4 protein-coding genes are annotated in these 20867 nt (G+C 26.8%); all 4 read right to left on the bottom strand.

The window, feature by feature from the left end:
* Window positions 1-8 precede the first annotated feature (8 nt).
* The 4 genes from AL499_RS10610 to lugA are packed head-to-tail and all read right to left on the bottom strand — an operon-like array spanning window position 9 to window position 20857.
* A complete protein-coding gene (locus AL499_RS10610; RefSeq protein ID WP_002460022.1) occupies window positions 9-695 on the bottom strand; it encodes a thioesterase II family protein in 687 nt (228 codons plus the stop codon).
* On the bottom strand, window positions 692-9505 hold the full coding sequence (lugC, locus tag AL499_RS10605) for a lugdunin non-ribosomal peptide synthetase LugC (RefSeq protein ID WP_037540567.1): 8814 nt from the start codon (window positions 9503-9505) through the stop codon (window positions 692-694). The genes AL499_RS10610 and lugC overlap by 4 nt, the downstream gene beginning before the upstream one ends.
* Before the next feature lie 17 nt (window positions 9506-9522).
* Complete coding sequence (locus AL499_RS10600; RefSeq protein WP_081094477.1) at window positions 9523-13743, bottom strand: condensation domain-containing protein; 4221 nt, start codon at window positions 13741-13743, stop codon at window positions 9523-9525.
* Entirely contained in the window at window positions 13733-20857 is a 7125-nt protein-coding gene (gene lugA / locus AL499_RS10595) for a lugdunin non-ribosomal peptide synthetase LugA (RefSeq protein WP_002492248.1), read from the bottom strand. The genes AL499_RS10600 and lugA overlap by 11 nt, the downstream gene beginning before the upstream one ends.
* Window positions 20858-20867: the final 10 nt, after the last annotated feature.

The following is a 20867-nucleotide window of genomic DNA, read 5'->3' as shown; positions in this document are numbered from 1 at the left end:
GATATAAATTAGCAACACAAGAGTTCGAAAGTTAACTTCGGATCTTGAAATATATTATTGATAAAAAAGTGATCTCCTTTAAACTTTTTAAAATTGCATGAATTTACAGCGTAATCCTTCCATTTCATAATATTTTCTTCTTTTACATGAATATCTTGATCACTATACCAAACTTCAACATTAGACTTTACCTTTTTAGAACTATTATTCATTTTATATTGATTGATAAACTGCATATCCTGATAAAATATTTCACCATAGAATTCCATTAGTTCTTTATTATTAATTATTTCTTGAGGAGTTCCATTAAACAATGATATATAAGTTTTCGTATTATCCAAAGATAGTTCATTATATTCTTCTAGGCTATCATTATTGTTGTCAACAGGGCATTGCCCACTAATAATGACTTTCCGAGGTTTATGGAGCTTATTAATCTCAATAAACCTACATAATTCATTTGCTAAATATCCCCCCATACTATGACCAAAAATGACATATGGAGAATTAAAATTAATCACATTACAAACCTCTATCATGACTGAATTTAATGAATCCAATTTCTCAGATATTCTAGAACGTCTACCTGGTAATTCATACTTTATTAAATCTATTCCATCAATATGGCATAATTTTGAATAACTATCTAGTGAGCCACACGCATAAGGAAATGCTAGAACTTGAATATTTGTCATAATAACCTCTCACTTTCTAAGGCATTATAGATATATTTATAAAGTGAATCATAACTTATACTGTAATTTATATTGTAGTTAATTTGATAACCTATATCTTCAGAACTTGAATTTTTAATTGCCTTTACTCCAGAATCATAAAAGATATTTTCTTTAAATAGTGGGATTAATATTTTTATATGATTATCCTTCGAATTTTCTGCTTCAAATATCCAATCTTCTAATGAAACTTTTCTAATTTTTTTATCGATAATCTCTTCAATAATACGAATACATTCACCAAATGAAATCATTGATTTCGTAAAATAATTTATAATTTGATTTTCATTATGAGAAGCATTCGAATCCATTAAGCATTTAGCTACCTCATCCACAGGTGTTAAATCTGTTTGCTGTTCTAAAAATTCTTGAGGACAACATCCAATCTGAGCAATGGATAAAATCAATCTCCAAAACAAATCTTTACTTGGGCTCATTTTATTACGAGAGTTACCATTTAAACGACCTACTCTTGAAATTTGTACACCATTCCTTATTGTACGGTATTTTCTCAATAATTTTTCTGCTTGTATTTTCGTTTTAATATAACTTATTGGCGCCTCATCCAAATTTTCAATTAAATAATAATCATGTCCAACTACAGACAATGTCGATATATGGTTGACCTTCTTAACTAATTTATTATTGGCAAATTTCATTATATTTTCAACGCCAATAACATTGGACTTATATGCTTCCTTATAGGGAGCCATAAAATTCACGTTGCTAGCACAATTATAAATAACTGAACAAGTTTTTGATAATTTATCATATTCTTCTTGTGACATTCCGAAAAATTCTTTTGAAATATCCCCAACAACCACATGTAAATTTTCTAAGGGTAGCTTCTCTATTTTTCCTGATATTTTTTTGAGCTGTTTTAACACTCTATTTCTTGCTGATTTTGAACATTCTGCTCTAATAACTGTATAAACACTAAATCCTTTTATAAGGTGTTGATATAACAATTCGCTCCCTAGCAATCCCGTTGTTCCTGTAATAAAAACATGATTATTACTATTTTCTACTTTTAAGATTTCAGTAGAGGGCAATTTAGGTAACTCTATATCATCACCCTTCATTAATTTTTTTGACTGCTTGCCTAAACTGTTTGCATTGTTTAAAATGTTTTGAATTGTTGGGTCTTGAAAGAAGCTAATAACATCCATTTTTAATCCCATTTTCTCATTTAATAAAAATACTAATTTAGAAAGCTTTAACGAATCGCCACCACTTTCAAAGAAATCATCATTAGTTGAAACGCTGTGTGTACCTAAAATTTCTTCCCACAGATTGATAATTTCTTCTTCACAAATCTTGTTATTTTTATTTGTATCTTTTTTTACTGAATTGATTTCGTCAACATTTTCATTTGAAAGTTTAATCTCAATATCAGGTACTAACAAATCATTGACTCTAAGTACATATTTTAGAGAGCATACTTGTTTTAGCAAAGCTTTAAATATACTACTTATTTTTTCTATAGCTTCTTCTGAAATAAGTGAACTGGAATATACTAATTTAAAAACAATATCACTTGATAACCCTACACTCATACTTAATGGCATATTCGATTGTTCACTAGCATAAAAGTCTTGAATACTGTCTGGTTGTTCTTCAACTTCTGGAAAATTTTCAATTACAAGAAGCGTATCATAAAGTAATTGCCAACTTGGAATGTTAAGTTTTTGTTTTAATTTACTTATGCTTATTACATTTGCAAAAATATTAGATTTAACCTCTTCTAGTTTTTTAATCTCATTGATTATTGTTTTATCTTCATCTCTGCTAAAAAGTATTGGCAATGTCTTAATAAATAGTCCAACTTTATTTTCTATATCTGGTACATTTATTTCACGGCCAGAGTCGACTAGACCAAAAGTTACTTTAGATTTTTTAGATAGATGGCTAATAATATATCCCCATAGATAGTTAAATATTTGAGCAACTTTTATATCATTATGTTTGGCATATTTGTAAATTTCATTAGTTAGCTCTTTTTCTAAAGTAATTCTAACTTCCCTATTTACTTCTCTAGAACTTTGTAATAAATCCCTGTTATTAAACAGATTGCTACAAACTCCATTGAATTCACTTAATAGTGATTGAAAATCAGTTGACTCAGAAATGGTTTCTTTATTTTGATTTAGCCAAAGTACATAGTCCCTGTTTGAAACTTCATTGATTCCAAGTATAGTCTTTTTATTCCACATTTCATTAATAAGAATCGATAAACTCCAACCATCGAATAAAATATGATTGAATAACCAAACAATTCTTTTATTATTATTTGGAGTAGTTATGATTAAAAGATAATGAGTTACACCATTTTTAAAGTCTCTTAATTTTCCAATGGTTCTTTCTTTAATTTCATTCATCTTCTCAATTATCTCATTCGAATCTACATATTTTAAATCTATAATTTTAATCGGTAACTCAACAAAAGAACTTTTAATTACCTGATACACTGAGCCATTATCTGAAATCCAAAACTTAGTTCTCAAAGCTTGATATTTTCGGTGAACTTTGGAAAAAGACTCTATAATATCAGACATATTAGTTTTAGTGGTCCAAGAAATTTCATTAATATAACTTTGTGAATAATCTCCAACAGATGAATACAGCATTTCTTCTTGTAATGGAAACAAAGGATATATTTCTTCAATTTCTTTTTGATTAATTAGTTCAGCATACTCTTTAAAAGGGATAATTGGGTTACCAATTACTTTTAAATCAGCAAAATACCTTAAATAATTTACATTTTGAATATAACAATTAAATTCATGAATCGCATTTAAAAGATGTTCTTCACAGTTTTTGATATTCATTACGCTTACCATCAAGTTCGAGCCCTGCTTAATAATATTTATTGTTGGCGGCATTGATTGTATATTTTCTTCAGCAATTGATTGAATTTCTTCAAAGATAAAAAATTCATTATATTCATGGGCTTCTTCAAGATTTACAACATTTAAAAATACTTGGCTATTAATCTTATGATGAAATTTATAATCACTTTCTTTTTGCAATATTAAGTATACTTCTTCCACTGAAATAGCTGGTTGTATATCTAAATTATATATTTCAGTGTACCACCCAACAGTATCGGATAGATTAAAATCTTTTAAAGATTCTGAAAGTCTTGAATCCTTTTCAACAGCAATGTCAAGTTTCAAAGACTCATCAGTCAAAATTTCTTTAATAATACTGCTTGCAAGTATTTTAGGAAAATTCACTTGTGAATATTTGCTATTTTCTATCGAAATATTCCTTGAAATTACTCCTGATTTTGAAGAATAAATTAAATTCTTCTGATTTGTTATGGTATTAATACTAGGTAGGTTTTGTATTTTTTTATTCAAAAGTTCAGTATTAGAAATATCTCCTGTTGCTCTCTTTGTATACAATAAAAAATCATTAATTTCATTTCTAATTATATTTATTGAAAATGTATCAACAAACATATGATGACAAACAAAATAAACACCTACACAATTCTTTTGATTATTAAAAAAATATAATATTTTTGATGTTGGTCCATTGTATATATCCAGTGAAAAGTCAGCTTGTTTAGCTTTATTATAGAATTCCTTTTCGTTCTTACATTCAATAAATATTTGCTCATATTTTAAATTTTCAATTTCCTGAATATAATTAAATAATTCTCCTCTCTCTTCTAGAATTACAGCACGCAACATTGCATGTGATGAATACAGAGATTTAAAAGCTTTTAATAATTCATCTTTAGTTACATCAATATTGATGTTTTCAAAAAATGATTGGTTAAAATGATGAAAATTCTTTTTATCTTTTTTCATGAACCATTGCTGCATTATATTCAATTTGAATTTTTGTAGATATTTATAATTAACCGCCATATTATTATTTTTTATGTTTTTCTGTAAATGCTTCGTTAAGAGGGAAACACTTGGATTATTTAATAAATCATTTGTAGATAAAACGTAATTTTTCTTCCTTAAGGCTGAGATAATCTGGATATTCTTGATTGAATCCCCACCTAATTTAAGAAATGAATCATCATTATTTATATTTTTAATCTTAAATACCTTTTTAAATGCTTCTTTAACATCACTCAGAATTAGCTCATTTAATTTAAAACTACTTTCATTTACATTATTTTTCTTCATATTACAATTTAAAAACGGAATTATATCTTTAAATGTTTGATCGTCATTATCTTTTATAAATATTGATTCTCCACTTTTAAATCCCTTTAGCCTTGTATTTAACATTGATTTATTTAAATCTCTTGAGTCTGAAAAACGACATTTATGAACTTTATTAATATTTTCAGTCATTTTTTGATTAGAACTTTCTACTTTTAATTTTATTAAAAATACATTAGCTATTTCATTTTCAGGTATTTCATTTGAATTTTCATCTAATATCTGTATATCGTAATTATTTTCATTTACTAAATATATTATTTGTTCAAACCTAAATTCTTCTTGATTTTCAGTAGGTAATGGTATTATTTCTTTTTTAGTTTCTCTAATAATTATATCTGATACACAAATGTCTGATTTAAGTAATACCTCTTTTGACCATATTAAGAATAAATCTATAAGAGATTTAATTTCTTGGCTAGCAAACAATTCAGTAGCATAATCAACTTGTAACTTCAAACAATTTGTAAATTCATAAATAGTTAATGATAATGGAAACTGTGAGTATTTGTGATTTTTTATAATTAGATCATCATAGAATTCATTGCTATGTTTTTCAGAAAAAGTTTGCATAGCAAAAGTTGTTTGTGTTATAGGTTCGTAATTATTTCTTGTTGCTTGTATGTTATTTATATCCTGAAATTCTATATCACTATGATCATATAAATCGAATAGTTCTAATTTAAAGTTTTGTACATCTTCTTTAAATGTATTGATGTTACTTTTTTTATCCAAGACAGGCAAAAATTCTATAAATAAACCAATCGTATTTTTATATTCTTCCGTCCTCTTATTTAATGGAGTTCCAACATATACAGCATCTTCATTAAAATAGTTTAATAAGAATTGACTATATAACTTCAAGCAAAGATTAAATTTTGATATATTATTTTTTTGTGAGAACAATTCTATAAGTACGCCTAATTCTTCTGGAATATCAAAATATTGCATTTCTCCTTGATGATTAAATTCCTTTTTATAAAAGCGCAAATAATTCTCTATATTAACTACTTTTTCCATCCAAAATTCTTTATCCTTTTTATACTTTTTTTCATCTTGTTTTGTACTCAAATATTGAAAGTAGTTATTAGTATTGTCTAAATGTTCATCGTCGAATATCATAGAGATAAATTTCTCCAGAGAGATACCATCAAATATAATATGGTGAACTACAAAAATTAAATAAATATAGCTTTTTTCTTCAATTAAAGTTACTTTTATTAAAGGTTCTAAGCCATCACTTAAATTGAATGAATGATTTAAATAAGTTATAATTTTATTCTTATCGAATTGTCCCGGCACAAAAATATGTTCTATCTCAAAATTTTTCTTTTGAGTTACCCATATTAAATCGCTATTTTTATCTTCAATAAGTGCTGAGTTAAATATATTGTGATCACCTATTACTTGTTTTACTTTATTATTTAAATCTGAAACTTTCATATCTGTTTTAAGGATTTTTCTAACATAAGGAATATTAAACATTGTATTTTCCGGATGCTCTAATTGGTAATAGTACATGGACTTTTGCATGTTTGTTGCAAAACCTAAATATTTGCCGTTTGATTGCTTGAATTCATTTTCAAAATCGTACATATAACACTCTTGAACATCATTAATTGTTTTAAACTGAACAAAGTCTTTTAATGATACTTCCAAATTAAAAATTTTGTTTAATTCTTTATTCAATCTGATTGTTTTCATGGAATCAATACCCAAATCATGAAAGCTAGCATCACTTTCTATATTTTTAGAATCTGTATATTTTAAAATAATATCACTCAATTTTGGAGCCACAACTTTTATTTCAGATAAATTTTCTTGGTCATTATCATTCTTTATAGTTAAAAGTTTATCTTTATCAATTTTTCCGTTAATAGTTAGAGGCATGGTCTTTATCTGATATACAAGTTTAGGATTCATATAACTAGGGAACTTGTTAGCTAAAGTACTCTTTAATTCTCTTTTTGAAATACCACCTGTATAAAAAAGAGTAATCAGTTTATCTTCTCCAATCATAACTTTTGCATTTTTGACTCCAATTATCTCTTTGATTCTATTTTCAATCTCTAATACTTCTACCCTATACCCATTAATTTTTACTTGGCTATCTTTTCTATCAATATAATGGAATCGCTGGCCATCAAAGCTTACAATGTCACCTGTTCTGTAATAAGTTTGCTCATTAATTTCTACTAAGAAGTTTTTATTATCATTAACTTTGTTTTCCACATAACCTTTTGATAACCCTTTCCCACGAACCAATAACTCTCCTTGAGAATATATCGGTACAATTCGATTAGAATCATCAACAACAACCGCTTCTGAATTAGCTAATAAGCTTCCAATTGAAATTGCTGATCTTTCACTATAATCTGTTGGTATCTTATATGTCGTAGTAAATGTTGTATTTTCTGTCGGTCCATAGCCATTAAAAAAATTAGTATTAGGGTTAACTGAAAGGGCTTTCAAAACATGCCCTCTTGAGAGTGCTTCACCACCAACAAATACATTACTTATTTTTGAAAATAAATACGGATCTAGATCAATAAATACATTAAATAAGCTCGAAGTAAACCAAGAGGCCGTAATATTATATTTATTCAGCACTTCTTTCCAGCTTAGTACATCAAAAACTGGATCCGGAATAAAAGCAATTGACCCATTATTTAAAAGGGGTAACCAAATTTCAAAAAAGCATGCATCAAATGCTAATGAAGAAGCTTGAGTAAAAATATCTCCTTCTTTAACATCGTAAAATCCATTATTGATTGACAAGGCAAAGATATTGTTCGTAGTTATTTTTATTCCTTTTGGGTTGCCCGTAGTACCAGATGTATATATTATTTGAAAATAATCTTCTCTTTTGTTTTTTGTCAAATACTCGTTAGACCCTTTAAAGTTGAATGAATTTTTACTGCTAATACTTATTCCCCGAATTTTAATATCACTTATATATTCCGGCTTTTTTTTATCATAGAAAAGATAAGATGCATTTGAATCATTAAGTATAAATCGATTTCTCTCACTAGTATTTTTGGAATCTAAATATACAAATGGAATGCCATGCTGTTCTAATGCAAGCATTAAACATATTGCATACGGAGCTCTATCACAATCAATAGCAACTGTTTCTCCATAGGAAAGCTCTAAATCGTTTAATAAGGATGAATATCTTTTTGTCTCATTAATTAAAGTATTATAGTTTATTTCATTATTGTTATAGTAAAATGCAATGTTATCATTTTTCCCTTGCACTCTCTCCTCAATATGAGTTATTAATGGAATATCTTTAGGGACAGGAAGTACCTCTCCGAAAGCCTTACTTAATCTAATTTTATTAATCACTTCACTGATAGTTTGTTTCTCATCTTTTAAAACTTCGCTTAACAAAACTGTATAGGATTCTATTAAGGCCGATGCTATATCTTTGTTTATTAATTCTAATGAAAACATCATTTTTACTAAAACTTGATCATTCATTACTCCAGCAGATAAAGTTAATTCGCTTGACTGCTTTTCAAATGTATTTAATATTTTATAAGATTTACTTTCATTTACGGGATAGTTTTCATATACAAAAGCACAATTTGTGTATTCATTAACCCCAATATCTGATAAATATTTTTTTGCTTGGTACATTGAAAATTCTTGCTTTTCTCTTGTTTCAATATCAGTAATATGATTATTTTCAATGAAATCTGTAAGAATCTCATCATCGTAAATTTTATATCGTGACGGGTAATTTTCAATAAGTAACCCAACAATTTGTTCTTTTTTTTTGCTATCCCGTCCAGAATGCGTTTTATTCAGTAAAATATCACTTTTACCTGTATAAGCTGAGACAACTAAAGACCAAACTGAGCTAAAAAGTGAAGATAGCGAAATTTTATATTTCTTGCAAAAATTCTTAATGACTTTCATATCTAGAGTGAGTATTTTATTTATTGTTTCAAAACCTTCTTTTTCTATTGGTGTAAGAGAAGGGAAACTAAATCCAGGAAAATCAGTAAGTAAATTTTGAAAATATTGATTCGATTTTTCATTGTTAGCAGTTAATTTATTTTGAATAAATTCACTGAATTCAGTATTATTATAAATATATGATTTTTCTTCATTAAATAATTGATAATAAAGTCTATTCACATCATTCAAGACTATAGACAAACTCCATCCATCTAAAATAATATGATGGAAAGTAATAATCAAATAGTTTTTCTGATTATTATTAATATGTTTAAAACGAATAAGTGTGGGTTTCTTTATATCTGATAATCTTTTTCTTTCTTTTTCTTCAATACTTTCTATACTACCATTGTAATCAGTTAACACTTCCCATTTGAAATCAATATGATTATTAACTACCTGAACATCATCTTTCATTTCTCCAAAATAAAATGCCGTTTTGAAGGTTTCATATTTGTCAATAATTTTTTCCCAAGCAGCTTTATAAATCTCTATATTTTCATAGTAAAGCTCTATTGTCATTTGACTAATATAAAATTCTCTGTCTTTATTTAAATAACATTCATACGCTATTCCTTTTTGCACTTCAGTCATAGGATATGCAGCTATAGCTTTCATATTAACACCCCATTCTTTTAAAATAAATCGCTTAAAACTTTCAAAGAATCTTCAGAGATACCGAATACATTCTGTCTCTCCATTTTAGTTAAAAGATTTATCAAGCTTGATAAATTCTCACTTATTTTTTCAAAATATTGAAACATGTCACTTTGATAAATAATAAACACTGAATATTCATTTTCTCTCTTTAATACATTAAAAGCTATTTTGTCCGGAAAATCATACTCACCTATATCATTGAATGATTGCATGGCATTTACATCTAACTCTTTTGATAATTCGCCTAAAAAGTTAAATGATATTTCCGGTCCACTAACAGGTTGTGAAAAAAAATATTCATTAAAAAAACTTGTTTGCTTTTCAATGTTAAAGATATTTGTAGATACAAAGCTTTTATAAGGTACAGTACAATCTACTTCAACAGGACAAGTTTTTGTAAACCAACCGACAGTTTGATCAAGAGAATATTTTTCTGGCAAATAATTTCTGCCACTTAATTCTTTATTAATCAAAATCTTTTCTCTTCCCATTTGTTCACTCAGTACCTTTGCAAAAAGTAATAATAGGAAATTTTCTTCAGACAAATTATGTTTTTGATAATATTTTTTAACTTTTTTATAATCATCTTCTACAATATTTATTTTTTTAGTTTCATATTTGTGTTTTGATGAATTTTTATTTGAATTTATATCATTTGAAAACCGAGGCTGTTTTATTATATATTTTCCCCAATCTTCTATACTCGAAGATTTGGGATATAAAGTTATTTTCTTATTATTGTTCAAGCAATTAATTGCACGTATGAAATCCCTTTTTAAAATTAACCAGCTAATGTTATCACATATTAAATGATGCATAACCCACAGCACCTTAAAATGCGTTTCATTTATTTTGATAATCTTTATTGCAGATAATGGTCCATCAAAAATATTTATTGTTTTGTGAAGGTTTCTTTTTAATTCATTTATGTTATTAATATTAAAATGACTGCTATCAACATATTGAATTTCTTTTTTTGAATCCTCTAAATTATTTTCTTTAACCAACCAGCAATATTCCATATTAATTCTTTGAAAATAACTCCTAATTGCATCGTGTTTCTCCCTAATTGCATAATAAATTGTTTGAAAATCTAATTCATCGAATTGACCAAATATTTCAAATTCATTTGATTGATTCCAATGATGAATATTATGAAATTCTTGAGAAAAAAACCATTTCTGCATTGGGAATAAATTGATTTTTCCAAAAACAGGATCTTGATTAAATTTTGAATTATGTTGTATATTTTTTTGAAATAATTCATTAAAATCATTTGACTTCATTATTTCTACTGAAGAAATATTAAATCCATTATCCTGTAATTCACTGGCAAGTTTAATACTCAAAATAGAATCCCCACCAACATCATAAAAGTTATCATTTTTACTTAGTTTTTTATTTTGAAACACTTTCATAACAATATTCATAAATCCTGTATCCCTACTATCGGTTGTTTCATAACTATTTAGACTACATTTTTCAGTGTTTATTTCTTTCAACTTTTTACTATCTATTTTCCCATTAATTGTCATAGGAAATGCATCTAGCTTATGAATAGTTGTTGGAACCATATAATTTGGAAGAATGTTTTTTATTTTTTTTCTTATTTCAATCGCATCTACATCTCCAATATAATAAGCTATGAGTTGTCCATTTAATACCAGTGTAACTGCATTATTAACTTCACGAAGATTTATTATTGCAGAAGTTACTTCATTAGGATTTATTCTATAACCTCTTATCTTCACAAAATTGGAACTCCTGCTAAAGAAGTGTATATCATAATTTTCATCATAATAAGCTAAATCTCCAGTACGGTATATTGTATAGTCCTCATTATTCAATGTTATTTTTTCTAGCTTATAATTTTTATTTTTGTCTAAATAACCAAGAAATACTGATTGTCCAGTAATACAAATTTCACCGACAACATGACGATTTATTATCTCTCCATTATTGTTTAATAAAATAACTCCTGAGTTTAATATTGGTTTACCTAAGTTTGAGGTTTTTACTTTTTTTGTCATTAACTTTATTAAACACATAACTGTTGATTCAGTTGGTCCATAGGCATTAAATATCTTAACATTTTCAGGTACAGTATCATTAAACTTAAATTCATCTCCACCAACAATTATATTTTTTAATGAATTACATTTACTAAAGTCTAGTAGAGCATAATAATCAGGTGTCATTAAAAAATGGGTAATACTATTATCTATAATAAACTGATTGAAGTTCTCATAACCTCCATTATTGTTAAAGATAATCAATACAGAAAATGTTGAAAAGGCTAATGTCATTTCAAATATACTAGCATCAAAGTTCAAACTGGCTATTTGAGCAACTCTATCTCCTTTTTGAATATCAAATAAACTTTTGTATTGAGTAATTAATCCAGACAAATTCTTATAAGTAATCATTACACCTTTCGGCTTATCAGTTGATCCAGAAGTAAATATAATATATGATGTACCAGGTGAATAGTTCTCATCAGTACCTCTAATTATTGTGTTTGGGCTCAAACAATGACATTTATTTAATTTACTCACTAATATTTTATCTGTTTCACTTCCATCTAAAATGTCTGAAAAAATAAGGAGCGGGTTTGATTCTTCAATTATAAGCTTAACTCTATTTAAAGGTGTGTCATTAGAAACCGGTATAAAACAACAATTGTTTTTCTGTAAGCAATAGAAAATTCTAACAGCTTCAAGAGTATCATTCATATAAACGAGGCATTTTGCCCCCACTTTCAAATTCCTATTCCTAATAAATCCAGAAAATTTGATTGAATCTTCTTCTAATTGTTTATAAGAAATTTTTTCGCTTCCACTTATTATCGCCGTATTATACATTAAGGTTTTTACGTCTAATTTCGATTTATTATAATTAATGTCTTTTTTAGAAGCTGCAAAGTTACTTATATTTAAAATTTTATTTAATTCTTTTATTGGCATACCAACATTTTTTTTCAAATAACTTCCAGATTCACTAATAATATTGTTAATAAAGAAGTTAAATCCTTCATGAAAATCCCTAATCTTCCAAAATGGGAAAAGTTCTTTTTTAAAATTGGAATTCAAAAACACTTGCTGATCTCTAATGATAACTTTAACTATCCATGGGTACTCTGATTGTAAATTCCACATTCTTACTTTATTATCTAAATAGGATTCTTCTTCGACAATATCAAATATACATTTATAATAGTCCTCAATATTCTTGGAAGCACTTTTGCTTAAATTAGATAATTCAATAATTGAAAGATCAGAATGCTCTAAAAGTTCGTAAAGCAATTGATTAGAATATTCTTGTAAATCTTCATAATTTTTCTGTTTCTCCACCTTCATTACATGGGGAAATACCTGCGTAATGTACCCTATAGTTTTATAATCTTGTTCCGAACGTCTAGAAGAGACAGGTATTGCGATAGACAATGTTTCTTTATTAAAATGTTTAGATGCATAGAGACGAAATAAACCTAAGAGTGTTGAAAATAAACTTTGTTTTAGTTGATGTGAATGCTCTTTTAAATTATTTAAACTTACACTTAGTTCATTCTCATATTCAATCCTTTCGTTTCCTTCTTTATTATTAATCATGAAATAATCATCAATCTCACTATTAAAAATCTTGTTCCAATATTTTTTATCTTCCTCCAAAACAATTTGATCACATGCTTTATTTAAATAGCTCTCATAAAAAGTGTTATTTTTTATACATATATTTTTTTTAAAAGACAGTTGCCTTTCTAATTCTTCTTTAAATATTTTTCCTGAATGACCATCGAAAATAATGTGATGGAATTTACAAACTAGAAAGTTTTTTTTCTTATGTTGAAATAATTTAAAATCGCATAATTTTTGGTATAGAGACATTGGTTCTTCGATATATTTTTTTATTTGATATTCAAAATCATTTTCATTATCTATTAAATTTATATTTCTTAATTCAATATTTACTTTTTCATGAATCAATTGTTTCGGGAATTTCCCCATCATTATTTCTACCCTTAAAGCAGAATTACTTTTAATAATTTCATTAAGTGCTGATTCAACATCTTCTTTTTTTATACCTTCATCAAGTTGAATGACTAAAGGAATTAGGTATTCATTATTTTCTCTATATTGTTGGATTCTTGACCAAATACCTTTCTGCTGTGGACTCAATTCATAAAGTTTATTTACCACTTTTATCCCTCCTTAATAGTAAATAAATTTCGCTAAAGTTACTGGCTTTAAACAATTCCTTTATTTTCATTTCAACTCCATATTCCCTATTTAATGCTCTAATCATCTTCATACCTTTAATTGAATCACCTCCAACACTGAAGAAATTATCATTTAAATCGATTTTCCCTATTTCCAATGTATCAGAGCATAGTGTTAAAAATTCTAAAATATCGTCATTATATTGATTGATATCGATATTAAAATTCAACTCTCTTTTTACTATACTTTCAATTTCTTTGAAATCTATTTTCCCATTAATTGTTATCGGAAAATCTTCGATATATTTGATGAAATTAGGAACGGCATAACTAGGTAAATTTCTCTTCAAAAATACGTGTATTTCTTCCTCATTGTAGTTCGCAGTATAAGCTAAAATTAAATCCTTATTATTACTAAAAATCAATTTATAGGAGTTACTAGGCATTATCTTATTTAACGCTGATTCTATATCTCCTAGCTCAATTCTATAACCCCTAAGTTTAATTTGATTATCTAACCGATTAATATAATGGGTTAGATAATTTGATTGAATATAAACAAGGTCTTTTGTATTAAAATGATTTTTCCTGTTATTTTCAATCAGAAAATTACTATTTAAATGTTTATCTGTATACCCTTGAGTAACTGTAGAACCTTTTAACACATATTCTCCTACAACTCCAAACGGCAGTATTTGTTTATCGGGTGATATTGTAAAGCCATTCAAACTACTTATAGGTTTGCCTATTGGATAATGGAGATAATCATTTATATTTTCGCTGTTTATTCGAAACATATTCGAAATAATAGTTGACTCCGTTGGACCATACATATTAATTATTTCTATTTTTTTTGGTAAATTTTCAATATCATTTTTAGTTAATTTTTCTCCACCTATAATCATTACCCTCAAACTGCTATTATTTTTCAGTTCTAAATTTTTAGCAAGCGAAGGAGTCATCGAAAAAATTGTAATTTTCTCTTTTTCGAGCAAATATTCAATTTCAGTAGCGTATAATCTTTTCTCAGGAATATACATAGAACATCCACTAATAATAGGCATTAGAAGATCGAATATGGATGGATCAAAATTCATCACTATATTTTGATACCAAATATCTGACTCGTTAGCTATATGTTCCCTAGCCAATGCTTTTAAGAGGTTAGTAAGATTATACTTTGAAACTTTTACTCCTTTTGGTACCCCAGACGATCCTGATGTATAAATGATATAAGCTATATCATCAAGTGAAGTTGTTGAAGTACCTTCCAATCGACTAAAGGAACCATCGCCATTAAACAAACAATTTACTCCGGCATTATTAATCATCATTTCAATTCTATTTTTATTAATTTCCTCTGTTATAGGTATATAAGTTGCTCCGGATATGAAACATGCAATTGCATATAAAGTCATTTTTGTTCTATCTTTTGTCATCACCGCAACTACATCACTATCTGATAGTTCAGTACGATTAATAATATTTCGAACAATATTGTATACATCATTATAGGTGTATTCTTTTTCTTTGCTTTTTATCAACAATTTATTATTATATTTTAAAAACTGTTGTATTAATACACTCGAAACAGTCTCATTAATTTCCGTAATAACCCTTACTTGCGGATAAAGTGAAGTATTGCTAAGTAATTTATTTGAAATTTCACTCACTTCATTAATCTGATTTTCTAAAAACAGATTAATTTGTTTAAGCAATATTTTACAGCTATGCAACATGTCTTTATTAACAAACTTCTCATCTAATTTTATATCTATTTTATAATTATGTTTCATATCAATCACAGATAATGCCAACAAAAAATTAACCTGTTCATGTCCTTTTGAAGTATCAAATGAAAAAATTCCATTTGTTTGTACTTTGGGATAGTTTTCAAATACATAACCAATCTGAATTTCATTATCTATATTTGATTCCATTATTATATCTTTCCATGTAATAAAATCATTTTCTAAAATAGAATTCATTTTATCTTTAATTATTGGAATTAAATCTTCTTTTATTGTTTGGCAATCTCTAAAATCAATTCTGAATGGTAGAGTGGTTACAAACATACCAACTCCATCTATCTCATTACTATGAAATTTACTTCTACCAGATGTTGTCACTCCAAACAAGATATCGTTCTTACCAAATAAATATTTCAATGTCAGAGACCAGAGTAATAGAAAATAATTATTTGGTGTTAAACTGTTACTTTCTAAAAAACTATAATGTTTATCACTTTTTTCTATATAGATTGTTTCTTCCTCTAAACCTTCATTAGAAATCTTAGGTAAGTTAATAGGTTCATATTTTTCAAAAATATCTTTAAACTCATCTAGATTTTTTGGCTTAGTATTACTAATTAATCTATCCTGAAGAATGTTAATATCTATGAGTTTTTTATCATTATCATATAATTTATTGAAATAATTAAAGATTGTTGACATACTCCAACCATCAATAATTAAATGATGATTTTCCATAATTATTTTATAACCATTTTCAAGTTTAACAATAAGAAACCTTATTAATGGTCCTCTCTGAATATCAAACGGTATGTGTCTTTGACTTATAAGCAGATTATTTATAAGATTATTTGAGTTGCTATTGTTACTAAAGTCAAAAATTTTTATAAGCTGATTTAATCCAAAATCATCAAGTTCATTAACCTTCTGATACCATTCTCCATCTATCTCAGAAAAAGACACCCTTAAAGGTTCTACTTTTCGAAGCAATTCTCTAATTGCACTTAAGATTTTTTCTACTTCCAAGTTTTTGGTTTCAGATTCCCATTGAATAATGTAATTTCCACTTTTGGGATTTTGATAATAATCCATTATCATTGCTTCTTGAGTTCGATTAATTGGATATATTTGACCATTTTGAGCATCTTTCAACAAATATAGTGAATCTTGAAATTCCATTTCCACTTTTTTAAAATCCGAACTATTATATAGTTTTTTATTATATTTAAATTTAATACTTAATTCTTGATTATTTAAAATAACATCTACATGCAGATTTGATAAAGCCTGACTGTTTGGAGAAAAGTCATTTTCTGAAAAAATATCTACTATCTTAAACTCAGGATAGTCATTAAATGTCATATCACCCAAAAAGTTAAAACTCCAATCATGACAAAAATTCAAATCAAAATATCTTTGATAGCCGATTCCTTTATTAGGGATTTTTATTTGATTAAAAAAGATCTTTTGAGCTGATATTTTAATATCATCATTTAGTTCTATCTTCATTGGATATATATTTGTGAACCAGCCCATTGTATTAATAAACTCATTCTTTTCTTTTGGTCTACCATGGCCTTCTAATAGTAAAATAGATTTTTGGGGTATGATATTATTTTTACTTAGAGTATGTGCAATAACTGCAATAAGAACAGCCTCCATGTTTCCATGGTTCTTCTGATTCGCGAATCGAATTATAACTTCAGTTTCCTCTTTACTCAATGCTATGTCATAATCTTTTAAATCTTTATATTTACACTTTTTGTTATTATTAATCTGATTCTTCCATTCCGAAAAATAATTTTCTGATAGCCCATCTTCATAATTTTTTATATATTTTACCCAACTATCAAAGTTACTCGATTCATAATTATACTTATTATTACCTTCTAATAATTCAGAGAAATCATTTAAAATAATTCTCCATGATACCCCGTCAATCACTAAATGATGTATAATAAAGTGAATATATACTTGATTTTGATAATATATTATTTTAAAATTGTATATACCTTTGTGAATATTTAGTGATGATTGCCCAATATTTAATAAGTTATTAAATTCACTTAAACTCTGTACTTTCTCTGAATTTATCTCATATTTTCTTTTATCTATGACTTGCCTATAGACACCGTTATCTAAAATAAATCGTGATTTCAATATAGGGTGTAATTCGATAAGTTGTTTTAAGCAATTAATAATATCCTTTTCTTCTTTTATGTTTTTTAATTCAATTAAAGCACTTTGATTCCAATGAGATATGTCTTCTTTCTGTGTTTCAAAAAACCATTTCTGAATTGGACTAAGTTCATTTGAATTCCAAATCTGATTATTTTGGCGTACCTCTTTATTATTTTCTTTTTTAAAAAATTCTCCTAAACTTTTAATATTTTGGCAGTCCATAAATTCGCTCATAGTAATGTTATAACCTTTATTTCTTAATTTAGAACAAATTTGCATCGATTTAATGGAGTCTATACCAATTTCATATAAATTAGTTTCCGTACTAACACTTTGACTATGCGTGGCATCTTTTATTACTTCCATAATCATTTTTTCTTCTTTAGTGGCCGGAATATCATCACTGTTTTCTATATAAAACTTTTCTATAATTGATTTATCTAATTTGCCATTTAACGTTAATGGAATCTTATCGGTATGAATAATTTGATTTGGCACCATATAATTTGGCAATACATTAGTTAAAAACTCTTTAGCCTTATTAGTCTTTAGTTGACCTTCATAAACTAATACTAATAAATTATTGATAACTTCAGTAACACAATTTGACACTAAATCATGCTTAAGTAGATTTTCTTCAATCTCAGATAACTCTATTCTGTATCCTCTCAGTTTAATTTGGCTATCTATTCTGCTAATATAATTAAGCGTTGAATCACTTGAAATATAACCAATATCACCACTTTTATATAACTTGTCAGTCACTTCATCAATCGTCACAAATTTTTCTTTTGTAATATTTTCATTTAAGTATCCTGAACTAAGATTTTCACCACCAATTACTATTTCGCCTTCGCAATTATGTGGTAGAAGCATATTTCTTTTATTTACAACGCCGATTTTCACATTGACTCCAGGTTTTCCAATAGGAACGTTAGAAAAGAATGAATTATTAAATTCCATTGTAGTCGTAAAAGTAGTATTTTCAGTTGGACCATAACCATTAACAATACTAACATTCTCTAAGTTTTTAATTGCTTTTTTAATATGTTTTGCTAAAGCTTTTTCTCCACCAATAAAAATTTTCCTATGATCTTTGAACAATTGTATTGACTCATTATCAATCATAGAATAAAACAACGATGTTGTTAAAAAAGAAATAGTAGGTTTTAATTGTAATTCCTCAAAATTCCAATTTTCAATATCAATTATTGGATCGGGAACCACTAATAAACTACATCCATTAAGTAAAGACATCCATATTTCAAATGTAGAAGCATCAAATGATAAAGAACTGCAGTGAGTAAAGACATCCTTATCATTTAAACCATATGCTTCAAAATTCCGGGTAAAATTGAAAACATTTTTATGAGTTATTTTAACACCTTTAGGAAAACCAGTTGTACCAGATGTATAAAATACCTCCAGACAGTTTTCATCTTCCCTAAAACAAGAGTTTTTATTGTAATTCAAATTATCATAAATGAATAAATTTCTATCTAAAACTTTTTGTTTCTCACTTATTTTTAAATGATTTGCATTATCTGTAATAACATATTTTGCATTAAAATCATCTAAGATATATTTAATTCTTTCTTCAGGATAGTTATTATTTAAATGTAAAAAAGGAATATTCATTTTAGCTAAAGCTATCATTAATGCAATATTCTTAATTCCTCTATCTAAAAAAATAGCTATCCTGTCATCCTGAGAAATTTTATAATTTAACATTGCATTTACTAGTTTATCGACCAATGTATTTAATTCGAAATAAGTAATTTGATATTGTTTTGACATAATTGCTATTTTGTGCTTATATTTTTCGTTAAATGCTATATTTCTAAATTCTTTATAAAGATTATTATTTTTTTCTAGACTAACTTTTTTACCTTGAATTAAGCTATCATTACTTCCTCTATTTTCAAAATCATTACCTTTTAAAGCTTTATCAATTATACTTTTATAAGTATCAATCAAAAATTTCGATTCTTCTTCATTAAATATTTCATCAGAGAACTCGATTTCCAAAAACGCTTCATTTCCTAAAACTTTAACGTTGCCAGTCAATTCAAACTTTGCTCCTGTTTGATTTGTATTAATCTCATAAAAAATGTCCGAAACATTCTTATCTGTTTCTTGGTAGCTAAAAACTACATCTTGCATTCTGTTTAATGGCGAATCAAAGAATGTAGTTAAATCCCGATAACGTGCATTCTTATATTCAAATGTTTTAAATATTTCTTTTTGAACAAGTTTAAACCTATCTAACCAGGTATAGCCTTTATCATAAATACTATCCTGAATATATAAAGGCAATATATTCACAAAATATCCCATTTTTTTAAAATCCTCACTATTATTTCGAGTAGAGAAAGGTATACCTAATCTGAAATAATCCTCACCGGTAATATGAAGTAAAGTGTAATAAAAAGTAGTTAGAAAAAAAGTGTATTTTGAAATTTTATTTATGTTACAATATGTTACTAATTCTTGGAACTTTTCATTATTTAGTTTTAAATTCTTAGTATAGCCAGTAAATTTAGTTTGTGAAATTCTATGAGGCTTAATACGACGAGGTATATCAAGTGCTTTTTGTATGTATTTATCTTGTTTGAGCTTTTTTAATGGCTTTAAGTGTTCTTGATAATTAGTAGATAATTCATGATGAATTTTTTCAGTAACCCTACTTGGATCTAGTATCTCTTTTAACCTTCGAAGTATTAAATTTTTTGTTTGAGCATCTGATACAATGTGGTGGTGGTTTATAATAAGATAAGTGCTATTCATTTCATTATCTATTAAAATATAAAACTGACATAGGACGTCATTATTTAAATCAAACTCTTCCGTTTTGTATTTATTTATAAACTGATATAAATTTGTCTCTTTCACTTTTTCAGTTATCACAACAGGATTTGTATGATTTACGTATTTATATACACGATTATTTTTAAATATGAAATTTGATTTTAGAATATCATTTTCTTTAAAAATTTGACAAAGTGCTTTCACAAGTTTATTTTTGTCACATTCAATTAGTAATTTAAAACACCATGTTTCCGTATATAACGATCTAGTCACAGATGATTTATTCCATATCAAATAAAGTTGTTCTTCTTCCATAGAAGCTTGTGTCATATAGGATGATTTAATTAATTCCATCTGATTGACC

It is taken from the genome of Staphylococcus lugdunensis, from assembly GCF_001558775.1.
Lineage (GTDB): Bacteria > Bacillota > Bacilli > Staphylococcales > Staphylococcaceae > Staphylococcus > Staphylococcus lugdunensis.
The sequence above is the reverse complement of the archived record's forward strand: the minus strand, read 5'-3'. Positions and strand labels throughout refer to the sequence as shown.